Origin of the sequence: Salinisphaera sp. (genome assembly GCF_035690525.1) — a bacterium.
Classification (GTDB): Bacteria; Pseudomonadota; Gammaproteobacteria; order Nevskiales; family Salinisphaeraceae; genus Salinisphaera.
Genome location: NZ_DASSKM010000159.1, coordinates 1 through 13,329 on the forward strand (window position 1 = coordinate 1; position 13,329 = coordinate 13,329).

At 64.9% G+C, this 13,329-nt stretch carries 14 protein-coding genes and 2 pseudogenes; 9 read left to right on the forward strand and 7 right to left on the reverse strand.

Translation table 11 applies throughout. The features are described 5' to 3' along the window. The coding region (locus VFJ08_RS12265) for an SPL family radical SAM protein (protein WP_414707066.1) at positions 1–477 on the forward strand (477 nt) is incomplete at its 5' end. 98 nt (positions 478–575) lie between these two features. Here VFJ08_RS12265 and VFJ08_RS12270 read toward each other — a convergent pair. Further along, a complete protein-coding gene (locus VFJ08_RS12270) occupies positions 576–1,574 on the reverse strand; it encodes an alpha/beta hydrolase (RefSeq protein ID WP_324997504.1) in 999 nt (332 codons plus the stop codon). Positions 1,575–1,634: 60 nt separating this feature from the next. Between VFJ08_RS12270 and VFJ08_RS12275 the strand changes: the two genes are divergently transcribed. Both VFJ08_RS12275 and VFJ08_RS12280 read left to right on the forward strand, forming a co-directional pair. Continuing rightward, entirely contained in the window at positions 1,635–2,024 is a 390-nt protein-coding gene (locus tag VFJ08_RS12275) for a DnaJ family domain-containing protein (protein ID WP_324997505.1), read from the forward strand. Between the two features lie 266 nt (positions 2,025–2,290). Then, positions 2,291–2,818 carry a GNAT family N-acetyltransferase gene (locus tag VFJ08_RS12280; RefSeq protein WP_324997506.1) on the forward strand — a complete coding sequence of 176 codons (528 nt, stop codon included), beginning with the start codon at positions 2,291–2,293 and terminating at the stop codon, positions 2,816–2,818. Between the two features lie 10 nt (positions 2,819–2,828). On the opposite strand, the gene VFJ08_RS12285 is transcribed toward VFJ08_RS12280, so the two are convergent. Beyond that, positions 2,829–3,317 (reverse strand): DUF892 family protein, encoded by a 489-nt coding sequence (locus VFJ08_RS12285; RefSeq protein WP_324997507.1) that lies wholly within the window; start codon positions 3,315–3,317, stop codon positions 2,829–2,831. Between the two features lie 83 nt (positions 3,318–3,400). Beyond that, a complete protein-coding gene (locus tag VFJ08_RS12290; protein ID WP_324997508.1) occupies positions 3,401–3,931 on the reverse strand; it encodes an O-acetyl-ADP-ribose deacetylase in 531 nt (176 codons plus the stop codon). A gap of 215 nt (positions 3,932–4,146) precedes the next feature. Here VFJ08_RS12290 and VFJ08_RS12295 point away from each other — a divergent pair, with 215 nt between their 5' ends. Then, positions 4,147–6,294, forward strand: coding sequence for a S9 family peptidase (locus VFJ08_RS12295; protein ID WP_324997509.1), 2,148 nt, complete (start codon positions 4,147–4,149; stop codon positions 6,292–6,294). Between the two features lie 216 nt (positions 6,295–6,510). Next, complete coding sequence (locus VFJ08_RS12300; RefSeq protein WP_324997510.1) at positions 6,511–7,473, forward strand: GGDEF domain-containing protein; 963 nt, start codon at positions 6,511–6,513, stop codon at positions 7,471–7,473. Between the two features lie 133 nt (positions 7,474–7,606). On the opposite strand, the gene VFJ08_RS12305 is transcribed toward VFJ08_RS12300, so the two are convergent. Continuing rightward, positions 7,607–8,398, reverse strand: a complete 792-nt coding sequence (locus tag VFJ08_RS12305) for an MOSC domain-containing protein (RefSeq protein ID WP_324997511.1) — start codon at positions 8,396–8,398, stop codon at positions 7,607–7,609. Between the two features lie 305 nt (positions 8,399–8,703). Between VFJ08_RS12305 and VFJ08_RS12310 the strand changes: the two genes are divergently transcribed. Next, entirely contained in the window at positions 8,704–8,976 is a 273-nt protein-coding gene (locus VFJ08_RS12310) for an SDR family NAD(P)-dependent oxidoreductase (protein WP_324997512.1), read from the forward strand. Here the strand turns inward: VFJ08_RS12310 and VFJ08_RS12315 are convergent. Together VFJ08_RS12315 and VFJ08_RS12320 are read right to left on the reverse strand one after the other, a co-directional pair. After that, a complete protein-coding gene (locus VFJ08_RS12315; protein WP_324997516.1) occupies positions 8,933–9,235 on the reverse strand; it encodes an NAD-binding protein in 303 nt (100 codons plus the stop codon). The genes VFJ08_RS12310 and VFJ08_RS12315 overlap by 44 nt on opposite strands. Positions 9,236–9,250: 15 nt before the next feature. Continuing rightward, a pseudogene (locus VFJ08_RS12320) lies at positions 9,251–10,060 on the reverse strand (cation:proton antiporter); the annotation flags it as partial. Between the two features lie 19 nt (positions 10,061–10,079). Here VFJ08_RS12320 and VFJ08_RS12325 point away from each other — a divergent pair. The 3 genes from VFJ08_RS12325 to VFJ08_RS12335 all read left to right on the forward strand — a co-directional run bounded on the left by VFJ08_RS12325 (position 10,080) and on the right by VFJ08_RS12335 (position 13,112). Beyond that, positions 10,080–11,738 carry a methyl-accepting chemotaxis protein gene (locus tag VFJ08_RS12325; protein WP_324997513.1) on the forward strand — a complete coding sequence of 553 codons (1,659 nt, stop codon included), beginning with the start codon at positions 10,080–10,082 and terminating at the stop codon, positions 11,736–11,738. A gap of 185 nt (positions 11,739–11,923) precedes the next feature. Next, positions 11,924–12,304 (forward strand): ferritin-like domain-containing protein, encoded by a 381-nt coding sequence (locus VFJ08_RS12330; RefSeq protein WP_324997514.1) that lies wholly within the window; start codon positions 11,924–11,926, stop codon positions 12,302–12,304. Between the two features lie 4 nt (positions 12,305–12,308). Next, a complete protein-coding gene (locus tag VFJ08_RS12335; protein WP_324997515.1) occupies positions 12,309–13,112 on the forward strand; it encodes a family 1 encapsulin nanocompartment shell protein in 804 nt (267 codons plus the stop codon). Between the two features lie 45 nt (positions 13,113–13,157). On the opposite strand, the pseudogene VFJ08_RS15775 reads toward VFJ08_RS12335, so the two are convergent. Next, positions 13,158–13,329: pseudogene (locus VFJ08_RS15775) on the reverse strand (IS630 family transposase); the annotation flags it as partial.

Genomic DNA, 13,329 nt, shown 5'->3' on the forward strand with positions numbered 1-13,329 from the left:
CATCTGGAACCGCGCGCGGCCGCGCCGGCCCAGCGGCTGCGCACGATCGAAACCCTGGCCGGCGCGGGCGTACCGACCGGCGCGCTGGTCGCGCCGATCATTCCGATGATCACCGACTGCGAACTGGAAACGCTGATCGCCTCGGCGGCCGACGCCGGGGCCGCACGGGCCGGTTATGTGCTGCTGCGCCTACCGCACGCGATCAAACATCTGTTTCGCCAGTGGCTGACCGAGCACTACCCGGACCGCGCCGCGCATGTCATGAGCCTGATCAACCAGATGCGCGGCGGCGCCGATTACGACGCCGCCTGGGGCACGCGCATGACCGGCACCGGCACCTACGCGACCCTGATCGCCAAGCGCTTCGCGCTCGCCTGCCGGCGCGCCGGCATCAACGGCAAGCGCTTCGACCTCGACACGACGCAATTCAAGGCGCCGCCGGCGCCGGGCGACCAGATCGGGTTCGACTTCGACTGATACCAACCTGCAAAAAGGATATAAAAGAAAGATGAAATCAGTCCGCCAATGAACGGCAATTTCAATCAAATCGAAATACGACAGAGGATTCCGGCCTTTTATTCGCGCTTTTTGCGTTCATTGGCGGACTGATTTTGTTGTCGCGACGATCGCGCGGCCGAGTGCGCCTCGGCCTCGTGCACGAGTTCGCTGATCCAGTCGACGAACCGCGGCAACAGCCTTGGCGGCAGGTCGTGGCCCATGCCGCGGACTTCCTCGTAACGCGCGTGGGCCAGGGCTTTCGCGGTCGCGCGGCCGTGCTTGACCGGCAGCAACGGGTCGGCGGCGCCGTGGATGATCAGCGCCGGGCAGCGCACCGTAGCGAGTAGCTCGTCTCTGGGGGTGGCCGACAGCACGGCCAGGGTCTGGCGCGCCATGCCGGCCGGATAATAACTGCGTTCGACGGTGCGCCGGATCTCGGCCTCCCAGTCGTGAAAACTGCGGCCGATCTTGGGACTGCTGATCATGGTCATGGTCTTGGCCAGATGAGCGGCGATCACGTCCTTATCGCGGCTTTTCGGCGCCTTGCCGAGCCGCAACAGGATTTTCAGCCGTCCGCGCGGCAGCTTGCGCGCGCCCGAGGTGGACATGATCGAGGTCAACGACGCCACCCGCGCCGGCCGCGTCGCGGCCACGATCTGGGCGATCATGCCGCCCATCGAGGCGCCAACCAGATGCGCGCGCCGGATACCGAGCGCCACCAGCAGACCGATCGTATCCTCGGCCATATCCTCCAGGCTGTAAGCCGCCTGTATTTCGCGTCCGGTCAGCGACTTGAAAAAAGCCTGGCGCGCCGAGTCGTAGCCGCGGGCGGCATGAATTTTGGACGAAAGGCCGATATCGCGATTGTCGAAGCGAATCACCCGCAACCCGGTGTCGGCCAGCGCGCGGCAGAAGGCGTCCGGCCAACCGGTGAGCTGGGTGCCGAGCCCCATGATCAGGATCAGCGCCGGGTCGTCGTCGTAGCCGAACTGCTCGTATGCCAGCTCCAGCCCGTTGGCCTGAACCGTGTCCACGATGTCGGCGCCGTGCAGCGCCGGGGCAAGATACTCCGCCATCTTCGAATCCCACCTCGTTTATCGATGCAGCCGCGCGGCCGCTGCGTATAATCGCAGATCATGAGCCTACTGGACCGACTCGCCGACGCCCATATCGACGCCGCCGCCGAACGCGGCGAGTTCGACCATCTGCCCGGCGCCGGCAAACCACTGCCGGCCGATGACGCCGCACATGTGCCCGAACATCTGCGCGCGGGCTACCGGCTGCTCAAGAACGCCGGCTACGTGCCGCCCGAAATCGAGACCCGGCGCGAACTGCGCGAGGTCGAGGATCTGCTCGCGCGTACGCTGTCCGAATCCGACCGGGCCAAGCGCCTAACCCGTCGCGCGCGCTGGATCGAGCTGCGTCTGGCCCAATCGCCGCGCGGGCGCGCCTTGCTGCGCGATGTCGGCTACGGCGACCGTATTCGAGAACGGCTCGCCTCGAACCACATTACCACCGGGTGCTAGGGGCTGTTGATGCTTCATACGGCCCCGCGTTGCGACCCCAAATCGTGTCAGCCAAGACGCAGAGCGCCGACCGCAGTCATTCTGCGGTCAAGCTCTGCAACGCCGGATGGCGCGATTTGGTGCCGCAACCCGAAGGGCCGGGGCCATTTTGGCGCAATCCTGCGTTGCAGCGCGCTACGGTAGAATGACTACCGTACGCCCGCTGCGCCTTGTCTTGCGACAAAATGGCCGCCGGCGCGGCGTCGTATGAAACATCAACAGCCCCTATGGACACGATCGATCTGGTTGCCGCCGAAACGCCCGCGCTGCTGCTCGAACTCTCGGCCCTGGCGTACGTCATCTGGCATCAGCATTACACGCCGATCATCGGCCGCGCACAGGTCGAGTACATGCTCGAGCGCGGCTATAGCGAAACCGCCCTCCACGAACAACTGGCCGCCGGCACGCGCTTCACACTGGCCCGGCGCGGCGGGCGTTTCGTGGCCTTTGCCGCCGTCTCGCCGGATGCGCACGAACCGGCCACCGCCTGGCTCGACAAGCTGTACGTGCATATCGAAGCGCGCAATCTCGGGGTCGGCCGCAGCCTGATCCGGCGCGCCGCCGCCCAAGCGCACGCGCTGGGCGCGGCTACGCTGCGACTGCGCGTGCACCGGCACAACGCCGAATCGATCGCCGCCTACGAACGCATCGGTTTCGGGATCGCACACGAGGACATAAAAGACATCGGCAACGGCTTCGTCATGGACGACTATGTCATGACCGCGCCGGTCGAACGTCTCGCGCCGGCGCGCTGAGTCAGCCGCCTCAGGCGGTCTGCAAGTACCGGCGCGAGGTCGCCTCCAGATTATCGGTCAGCCATTCGGCCATGGCCTCGTTATCGCCGCGCAGGCGCGCCAGTCGGACCTGTGTTTCGTTCGCTCCGGCCTGTTCGGCCGCAACGGCAAGCGCGCGATAGTTGCTGATTTCGAAATGCTCGAAGGCCAGCGTCGCCGCCAGACTCTGCACGGCGGTCTCGCCGGTAAGCTGCGTGCCCCAGGAATGACCGAGTGCGGACAACTTGCCGCCGATATCCTTGGCGCGCGACAGCTCACCGCCGAGCGCCTCGATCGCGGACTCGATATCGGCGGCGTGATGACGGGATTCGGCTACATGCGCCTGTAACCGCTCGCGTAGCGCCGGATAATCCTCGAGCGCATCGGCGCGGCCGGACATCATGGTTTCGCCGTGCTCGACCATGGCATGCGCTTCCTGCAGCCAATTGATCAGAATCTGGGTCGCGGTATCGGTGGACATCGTGAGCCTCCGATCGTATTGAACGTCATGCCCGAGCCTCGCGCCACGGCGGTTCCACGTGCAACCCGGTTCATTACCTAATATTAGCTCAGCTCCGCCAGCGCCTTGGAAAACGCGCTATAGACACCCTCGGAAAACAGCACGAACCGAACGTGTTTGAGCGAGGCCGCCGCGCGGGCGTGCTCGGCCACCGTCTGCACCGCGATCGCGCCCGCCTCGTCCAGCGGATAGCCGTAGATGCCGGACGAAATGGCGGGAAAAGCGATTGAAGCCGCCTGCTTGTCCTCGGCCAGCGCCAGCGCGTTGCGATAACAGGCCGCGAGCTGCTCGGGCACCTCCGGCTTGTTCGAATAGACCGGGCCGGCGCAGTGCACGACCCAGTCGTTGGGCAGCTCGAAGGCCGCGGTGATCACCGCCTCGCCGGCCTCGATGGGCGCAAGCGCGCGGCTGGCCTCGACCAATTCCGGGCCGGCCGCGCGGTGGATCGCGCCGTCCACGCCGCCGCCGCCTTTCAATTGCTTGTTGGCGGCGTTGACGATGATATCGATATCGTTTTGCTGCGTGATATCGCCCTGCACACACTCGATGACGAGTTCGCCGATTTGTCGTTGCATGGCTCGTTGCATGGTCAGTCTCGTGGCTGACGAACCGATACCAGCCATCATGGCGCGGGGGCGCGCCCGATGCCAAACACGCCGATGCCGTATCGTGTCGGGCAGGCCATAGCCCGCGCCGCCTTGAAGCGCCGCGATCGGCCCGCACAACCCGACCACCACAACGGCGTATCCGCGCCAGTGCCTTTATAGCCGATTGACAACCGACGAGCCTCATGCCCAAACCATTCGACCCTTCACATCTCGACCCCCCCATCGCGCGGCGCAAACCCAGCCGGACCACCATCCACGATGTGACGCTCGCCGACGACTACGCCTGGCTGCGCGATGACGACTGGCGCGAGGCGATGCAGGACCCGGACAAGCTCGACCCCGACATACGGGCTTATCTCGAAGCCGAGAATGCCTATACCGACGCGATGATGCGTGATACCACCGAACTGCAGAACACGCTCGTGGCCGAGATGCGCGCCCGCATGGCCGAACGCGATGCCAGCGTGCCCACGCCCGACGGCGACCACGTTTACTACGTGCGTTTCCGCGAAGGCGGCCAGCATCCGATCTTCTGCCGCGCCCCGCGTGACGCCGACGGCTCCGCCGAGCCGGGCGAGCCGCTGACCGGCGAACAGATCTTGCTGGACGGCGACGCCGAGGCCGAAGGCCGGACCTATTTCGCGCTCGGCGCCGTGGATCACAGCCCGGACCACGCCAAGCTCGCCTTCGCGCTCGACGAGCGCGGCTCCGAGGCCTACACGATCCGGGTCCGCGCCATAAATGGCGATCGCGCGGTCGGCGAAGAGCTGCAACCGCCGATCGGCAACACCACCGGCAACGTCGCCTGGTCGGCGGACAGCGCCACCCTGTTCTATGTCACGCTCGACGACAACCATCGGCCCTGCCGGGTCTGGCGTCTTGCGCTCGGCGACGACCCGGCCGACGCCACGCTCGTCTATGCCGAATCCGATCCCGGCTTTTTCGTGGGCCTGGGCGAGACGCAAAGCGCGGCCTATCTGCTCATTCACGCCCACGATCATGCGACCAGCGAAGTCCGATTCATTCCGGCCGACGAGCCGACCGCCGAACCGCGTCTGATCTCAGCTCGCGCGCCGGGCCGCGAATACAGCGTGGATGACGACAACGGCAAAGCGTTCGTCATTCTCACCAACGCCGACGGCGCCGAGGACTTCAAGCTCATGCGCGCGCCGATCGCGACACCCGACGAAACCCACTGGGAAGAAATCGTGCCCCATGAGCCGGGCCGGCTGATCCTCGATCACGTCGAGTTCGCGAACTATCGCGTACGCATGGAACGCGCCGACGCCCTGCCGCGCGTCGTCGTCACCGACAAAACCACCGGCGAGGACCACGCCATCGGCTTCGAGGACGCGGCCTACAGTTTGGGCATGTCCGGCGGCTATGAGTACGACACCGCCAACCTGCGTTTTTTATACAGCGCGCCGCACACGCCGGACGAGACTTTCGACTACGACATGAGCGAGCGCACGCGCGTATTGCGCAAGCAGCGCCAGGTGCCGAGCGGCTTCGACCCGGATCAATACATCGTGCGCCGGCTTGCCGCCGAAACCGCGGATGGCGAGCACGTGCCGATCACCGTCACGCATCACAAGGACACGCCGCTCGACGGCAACGCGCCCTGCGTACTTCACGGCTACGGCGCCTACGGCATCTCCGAGCCGGCCGCGTTCTCCTCCACCCGCCTCTCGCTCATCGACCGCGGCTTCGTCCATGCCATCGCCCATATCCGCGGCGGCAAGGAACGCGGCTATCGTTGGTACAAGGAAGGCAAGCTCGAGAAAAAGCCCAACACCTTCGCCGACTTCATTCGCGTCGCCGAACACCTCTGCGGAGCCGGCTACACATCGGCCGGCAAGATCGCCGCTTTTGGCGGCAGCGCCGGCGGCATGCTGGTCGGCGCGGTGGTCAATAAACGCCCCGACTTGTTCGGCGCCGCGATCGCCGACGTGCCGTTCGTGGACGTCCTCAACACCATGATGGACGACACCCTGCCGCTCACCCCGCCCGAGTGGCCGGAATGGGGCAACCCGCGCGACGACGCAAAAGCGTTCGAAACCATCCGCGGTTATTGCCCTTACCAGAACGTCACCGCGCAGGATTATCCAGCCATGCTCGTCATCGCCGGCGTCTCCGACCCGCGCGTGACGTACTGGGAACCGGCCAAATGGGTGGCCAAGCTGCGGGCGACCAAAACCGATGACCACACCTTGCTGCTCAAGACGCATATGGCGGCCGGGCACGGCGGACTACCGGGGCGGTTTGCGGCACTCGAGGAGACCGGACTTGTTTTCGCGTTCTTGCTCAAGGAGCTTGCGAGCGTCATTTAACGCGCGAGCTCGTTACAGCCGGTATCCACATCGAGTGCCGCGCCGGCGACTTGCAACGCGCCAACGCTTTACAAACGGCGCCCATGCATGCTTAAAGCTCGATCGATTGCGGCCGATACAATCCACTCTCGGTGAAAGGTGTCATGTGCAGGCGTGACGGACGTGGTGAATCAAAACAGCCGGACGACGGAGGCCTCGGACACGCAAAATATCGCGGTGTCCGCGCCCCGTTTTTTTTCGGGCCTGGTTGTTTTGTTCGGGGTCACGGAACTGGCGATCTGGCAGCTTCTAGCCCCTTGGGGCCTCTGGCCTTTCGATCTGATCACACGAATAGACTCCGACATACGGACGGCCATCGCCATCCTGCTGCTGGCCGTGACATTCATCACGGCACTGCTCATCCTCCGGCGGCGCGTGACGCGCCCGTTGCAGGATCTCGCCGCTTATATCGCGCTCGAAGGCTTGGAGACGCCGGCTGGCGAGTTACCGGAGGCGACCGGAGACACCAACTATGTCGCGAATATCCGGTACAACATCGGTCATCTACTCGGTGCGTTGAAACAACAGCGCGAAGCGCTTTTGCAGCAGACGCTCAACGATCCGCTGACCGGCCTTGGCAATCGCCGGCTGCTCGAACGCCATCTGGATACTCTCTTGCCGTTGAGCCAGCGGCTCAAAATGACCGTGTCGGCGTTGATGATCGATGTCGATCACTTCAAGACCTATAACGACCATTACGGTCACCTGGCCGGCGACGATTGCCTGATCGAGATCGCCAATGTACTGCGCGACACCTTTCGTCGCGACAGCGACCTGATCGTGCGCCTGGGCGGCGAAGAGTTCCTGGTCGTGCTGGCGGACACCGACAGCGACCACTCGGCGCGTTTGGCCGAGGCCATGCGCGCCATGCTGCAATTGGTGGGTATTCCGCACGAAAAATCGCCGGTGGCGTCGGTGGTCACGGTGAGCATCGGGGTCGCCACCACCGCCGCCGGAGACGATGTCGTGGCCGATTTGGATACGCTGATTTCCTGCGCCGACCGATGCCTGTACGACTGCAAAACCCGCGGCCGCAACCGGATCGCGCATCGCATCGTCGGCGCCGCCGGTGACAGTACCGAGCTGATCGTCCGGCCGGTGGAGGATTTGACCGACGAAATCTTCGATGTATCGGCTTGAACGCGGGCTTATATGCCGATAAAGCAGTCTTTAAAGACCCGGGTTTATAGCGGCGGGGCTGTCGCCACCGGCACCCGCTGTCACGTACGACGACGTTCGGCCAACGGGCGTCGCCGGCCGCGCCTCGATTGCTTCATTCGAGAATTTCGACGTCTTGGCCCACCACCAGTTCGCCGGTGTTTTCGGCGATAAGCTTCTGGCCGAAGTAGATTTCGTTGTCGTCGCCTTTTCTGTAGCGCGCCAGGGTGCGCGTGGGTTCGCCGTCGGGCCGGCGCCGGCCGGTGGCCGGGTCGACGGTGGTCATCACGCAGCGCTTGCAAGGCTTGGCGACGCGGAACACGACCTCGCCGATGCGGATACGCGTCCAGCCATCCTCGGCAAACGCCTCGCCGCCGGCCACAACGACATTGGGCCGGAACTGGAGCATGACATGGGTGGCCGCGGCGCGTGCGTTGACATCGGCCAGCGAGGCCTCGGTCGTGAGCAGCAGCGGATGGCCGTCGGCGAAGCTCACGCGGGTGCCGATCTTTTCGCGATAACGATTGGAGCGCTCACCGAGCCAGAGTAGATGTACCGGTTCGCCCATAATGCGGCTGAACCAAGCATCGAGCCGAAAAGTGGTGGTAAGCGCCGTAAAATCGTCGGCCCATACGTGCGTGTCGAACGGCCGGGCGGCGAACGCATGCCGGGATTCGACGACAGCGGCGTGATCGTCATGCATCAGCGACAGCTGCCCGCCGTCGAAGCGGGCGCACACGCGCTGCAGCGCCGGGTATTTTCGGGCGGTGACGAAGCCGCCGCCGGGCTTGACCACCATGAACCGGCGATCGTGCCGCAGGCCTTCCTCGGCGACCGCGGCCCGCGTCAGCGTTTCGCCGGCGGTGGATTTGATCGGGTAGCGATAAAGGGCGGACAACGTGGGCACGGCGTGTTATCGGTCGTGATCGTGACAGGGCAGCGCGCGGGGCGCGCCGCGCTGCACTGGATGGTGAAGCAATCGCGCCGCGCGCGCCAGCGGTTCTGTGGCCGCGCGCCCCGGGCACAAGCCGGTCCTGCGTATTCTCGTTGACTGCGGCGCCGATGCCACGCGTGACACCGACGGCGCACCGCCGCTGGCTTTTAGCGCCCGTCGGCTGGATTTCGTCGTGCTCACGGCAGCCGACGCGACTTGCCCGACGCGCACTTCGGCCGCATAACTGGTGAACTTCATTCGATCATCGGATTTTTGTCATGAGTCATCCTGCTCTGGTTCCGGGGCGCGTCGCGGTGGTGATCGGCGGCGCGGCAGGCATCGGCCGAGCGGCCGCCGAAGGCTTCGCGCGGCGCGGCCTCGACGTCTGTATCGCCGATCGGGACATGCAACGCCTGGACGAGGCCAAAGCGGCGGTTCGCGCGGCCGGCGCGGATCACGGTATCGACGTCCTGACCCACGCCGTCGACGTCGCCGACGTGGAACAGGTCAAAACGCTGGAAACGGCAGCAGCTTGGCATAGGCCGGATTGACGATACGTACGTCGGCGGCCCGGAACCGGGCGTTATAGGCCGGGTCACGCACCCAGGCCAAAAGCTTGCGCACCGCATGCACCTCGCGCGCGACCCGGCAGATCTGCAGATTATCCTCGTCGGTGTCGGCCATGGCGATCACGGTCTGTGCCTGCTCGATACCGGCTTTGCGCAGGCACTCCGACAACTGGGCGCGCGACGGCGCGTTGCCGTTCTCACCGACCGGCAGCTCGGTCATGGTGCGCACCTTGCGGCCCATCTGCGCCAGCCGCGCGGACAGCAGCGTGCCCGCGGCGAACGTCTCGCGCCAGCCGAAGGCCAGCCGGAACACCAGCGAACCGATCAGCTTCACGCCGAAGGCCGCGGCTAGCAGCCCCCCAATCGTCTCCCACGGCGAGTTCGAGGCCAGCAGCGCCGGCAGGTCGAATTTGACTCCGACCATGATGAAGAAGATCGGAATGAAGAAACCTTAGCCGATGGCATCGAGCTTCTCGCGCAGCACCGAACTCTCGCTGCCCGACAGCAGCGATACGATCGACCCGGCCAGAAACGCGCCCAGAATGTTCTCGATGCCGAGGCTCTCGGCCAGCGCGATGAAAATCAGCGCCAACGCCATCGAACCGCGCACGCGAATCTGCGAGGTTGCGCTGGACAGGGCGTGCATGAGCCGCCGGGCCGGCGGATTCGAGCGCGCCCGCTCGGCCAGGCGCCAGACCGCGGCGAACACCACCAGCAGCACGAGAATCAGCAATAGATCCACGGTCGCGCCGACCCGCAGCATGGCATAGCCGCTGACCAGCAAAATGGTGGCGAAGTCGGCGATCAGGGCCGCGACCAGCAGCGCCTGGCCGTAGGCCACCTCGATCAGCCCGCGCTCCTTGAGCACCGGCGCGACAGCGGGCCGTCGATCGCGAACAGAAACCGCGGCAGCCAGCCCGCGGCTCGGCCCGGTCGAAAATCGCCTCCGCCCGCTGTGTTCAAGTTTTTCGAACGCCGGCCGATGGAAGCAGTGTGGAGTCGTGTTGCGCAGTCTTGCCTTGGCGCCGCGTCCCGGGTCGCTAGAAGTCAAAAAAATAAGAAACAAACCTTAGAGAAGATCTTCAATGTTAAATCCAAGAAAAAGCGTTCGGGCCAAACTCGCGATCGGCTTTGGGTTGGCCCTGGCCCTGATCGCATTGCTCAGCGGGCTGTCGGTTTGGTCCATCCGGCGCGCGGCGGACAATACCGGTTCGATCTACAACCGCAATCTCGCCGGAATCGAGACGGTTTCCGGCATTAAGCAACAGGCGGATAAGCTGCGGGCCCGGGTCGGGGCGGTGTTGACCTCGCAGTCCGATAGTACGGCCATGCAAGATCTGGCGGCCGACATCGGCGCGATCCAGAAAAAGATAGATACAGGTTGGAAACGCTACTACCCGGCGCTGATCACCACGCCCAAGGAACGCGCGCTGGCCGTCGAGACACAAAAAAATCTCAAAACCATTGAGAACGCGCTCGGGGATTTTCTGGAGAATCTCAACGAAGGCAATATGATCGTTGCGACCAATATCTACGGCATATCGCTGCGGCGCCCGGTCGAAAACCTATCCGGCCAAATGAGTCAACTCTGGAAAATCCAGAAAGCCTCGGCCGCCGATGCCTACGCGGACACCCGCGTCGCGGCGCGAGAATCCCAGACGGTCATCATCGCGGCCGCGGCCGGGGTGTTTGTGGTGACGCTGCTGGTCATGCTCTGGCTGATGGTCGGCATCATGCGTCCGCTGGCGGCCGCGCGCCGGTTCGTCGCCTCGATTAGCGATGGCCATTTGCACACCCGCGTCGATAACCCGTACCGCGACGAATTCGGCACGATGATCGCCGGGATCGAGTCCATGCGCGCCCGGCTGTACGATGTCGTGAGCGATGTCAACCAGCGCGCCGACTCGGTCACGAGCGGCGCCGGCGAAATCGCGGCCGGTAACGACGAACTCAGCAACCGCACCCAGGCGCAGGCCGCCAGTCTGGAGGAAACCGCTTCTTCGATGGAGCAGATGACGTCGACCGTCAAACAGAATGCCGACAACGCGGCGCAAGCCGATCAGGTGGCGCAGAGCGTGCGCCGGCAGGCCGGCGAAGGCAGCGAGGTGGTCTCGCGCGCGGTGGCGTCGATGCAGGCGATCGAACAATCGAGCAGCCAGATCAACGATATCGTCGGGTTGATCGACGAAATCGCGTTTCAGACCAATTTGCTCGCCCTCAACGCCTCGGTGGAGGCGGCCCGGGCCGGTGAACAGGGTCGCGGCTTCGCCGTGGTGGCCACCGAAGTACGAAGCCTGGCCAGCCGCAGCGCCACGGCGGCCAAGGACATCAAGGCCCTGGTCGACGATAGTGCGAGCAAGGTCGCCGATGGCTCCGAGCAGGTGGCGCTATCCGGCAAGGCGCTCGACGAAATAGTGGTCAGCGTGCACAAGGTCAGCGATATCGTGTCCGAGATCGCGGCGGCCAGCCGAGAGCAGTCCTCGGGGATCGAACAGGTCAATCTGGCGATTTCGCAGATGGACAGCACGACGCAGCAGAATGCCGCGCTGGTCGAGCAATCGGCGGCGGCCGGCCGTTCGCTCGAAGAGCAGGCGCGCGCGCTCAAGGAGCGCGTGGCGTTTTTCGACCTGCAGGGTATTGAAACGGACGCGCTCGAAGACGGTGCAGGCGCGGCCTCGGAACGTCACGACCGGGCAGACATGGCTGAAAACCTGCACGCGCACCAAAGAGCTACGGCGGCGTAGCCGGTATCGACGCCGAGCACACCCTTCGAGGGGCCCGTCCGTCCTCAGCGGCGCCGGCCCGCCTCGGGTTGGCGCGCCACGGGTTCCGACGCATATGCGCCGGGGTTTCATTTGTCATGTGCCGAGGACTTGACGCCGCCGCCGTTTAGCGTTGACCTGGGGCATCTGAATTCACGGAGCCCAACATGGCCGACGCAAGCACATCCTTTCACGAGCCCGTCGAACGGCTGTCGGAGGAAACGCTGGAAACGCGCCGCGGCATCGCCTCGTTCATGGAAGAACTCGAGGCCGTCGATTGGTATTCCCAGCGCATCGACGCGGCACAAGACCCGCAGCTGAGGGCGATCCTCGCGCACAACCGCGACGAGGAAAAAGAACACGCGATGATGACGCTGGAATGGCTACGTCGCCGCGACCCCGCGCTCGACGCTCAGATGCGCACCTATCTGTTCACCGAGGGCGACATCCTCGCGGCCGAGGAAGAAGGCGCCATCGACGAGGCCCCGGCCGGCGAACCCGCCACCGACGGCTCGCTCGGCATCGGCAGCCTGCGCGGCGAGGGCTAACGTCATGAATCATCTGCACCGCGAACTCGCACCGATCACACCGGCCGGCTGGGCCGAGATCGAGGAAGAGGCCAGCCAGACGCTCCGGCGCATGCTGGCCGGCCGCAAACTTTTCGATTTCGAGGGGCCGCACGGCTGGGAACATGCCGCGGCCAATCTCGGCCGCGTTCAGAGCCTGTCCGATGCACCGGTTGACGGCGCCCGGGTGCGCCGGCGCATCGTCCAGCCACTAATCGAGGCGCGCATACCGTTCGAAATCGAGCGCGACGAACTGGAGGCCGCGGCCCGGGGCGCCGCCGACATCGACCTGGACGCGGTCGCCGAAGCCGCACGCCAAGCCGCGATGCTGGAAGACCACGCCCTGTTCAACGGCTACGACGCTGCCGGCATCGCCGGCGTCATGACCGCCTCGGAACACGAACCGCTGCCGATCGAAAGCGATTACACGCGCTATCCCGGTCTGGTCGCCGAGGCTAGCGAGCGGTTGCGCAGCGCCGGCGTCGACGGCCCCTACGCGATCGCGCTGGGCCCGCGCTGCTATACCGAACTGACCCGTACCACCGAACAGGGCTACCCGGTCATGGAACACGTCCGTCGGCTGATCGACGGGCCGATCGTCTGGGCGCCGGCCGTCGACGGCGCTGTGGTCATGAGCATGCGCGGCGGCGATTTCATCATGCATGTGGGCCAGGATTTTTCGATCGGCTATACCGAGCACAACGAGACCCACGTGCGGCTGTATATTCAAGAAAGCTTCACCGCGCTGGTGTTCGGACCGGAAGCTGCGGTACCGCTGCGTCATACCTGAATCGCGGGCCATTTAGGCCGTGTCTGATACCAACCTGCAAAAACACTATCCGACATCAGCCCAGCCGCGCTGAGTAATCGACGTAATCCGGCCGGGCTCGTCGAGCAACGCGCGCCACGCCTGACAGACTCGGTCGACGATGTCGGTGTAGTCCTGAAAGACGCGGTTGCCCAGGTAGGTCTGGCGCAGATATTGCCAGACGTTTTCGGCCGGGTTG

Excerpts from the sequence above, each read along its gene's own strand:
- VFJ08_RS12270 (WP_324997504.1), bottom strand. The coding sequence starts at position 1,574 with ATGGCGGAGTATCTTGCCCCGGCGCTGCACGGCGCCGACATCGTGGAC.
- VFJ08_RS12275 (WP_324997505.1), top strand. The coding sequence starts at position 1,635 with ATGAGCCTACTGGACCGACTCGCCGACGCCCATATCGACGCCGCCGCC.
- VFJ08_RS12280 (WP_324997506.1), top strand. The coding sequence starts at position 2,291 with ATGGACACGATCGATCTGGTTGCCGCCGAAACGCCCGCGCTGCTGCTC.
- VFJ08_RS12285 (WP_324997507.1), bottom strand. The coding sequence starts at position 3,317 with ATGTCCACCGATACCGCGACCCAGATTCTGATCAATTGGCTGCAGGAA.
- VFJ08_RS12290 (WP_324997508.1), bottom strand. The coding sequence starts at position 3,931 with ATGCAACGACAAATCGGCGAACTCGTCATCGAGTGTGTGCAGGGCGAT.
- VFJ08_RS12295 (WP_324997509.1), top strand. The coding sequence starts at position 4,147 with ATGCCCAAACCATTCGACCCTTCACATCTCGACCCCCCCATCGCGCGG.
- VFJ08_RS12310 (WP_324997512.1), top strand. The coding sequence starts at position 8,704 with ATGAGTCATCCTGCTCTGGTTCCGGGGCGCGTCGCGGTGGTGATCGGC.
- VFJ08_RS12315 (WP_324997516.1), bottom strand. The coding sequence starts at position 9,235 with ATGGGCCGCAAGGTGCGCACCATGACCGAGCTGCCGGTCGGTGAGAAC.
- VFJ08_RS12325 (WP_324997513.1), top strand. The coding sequence starts at position 10,080 with ATGTTAAATCCAAGAAAAAGCGTTCGGGCCAAACTCGCGATCGGCTTT.
- VFJ08_RS12330 (WP_324997514.1), top strand. The coding sequence starts at position 11,924 with ATGGCCGACGCAAGCACATCCTTTCACGAGCCCGTCGAACGGCTGTCG.
- VFJ08_RS12335 (WP_324997515.1), top strand. The coding sequence starts at position 12,309 with ATGAATCATCTGCACCGCGAACTCGCACCGATCACACCGGCCGGCTGG.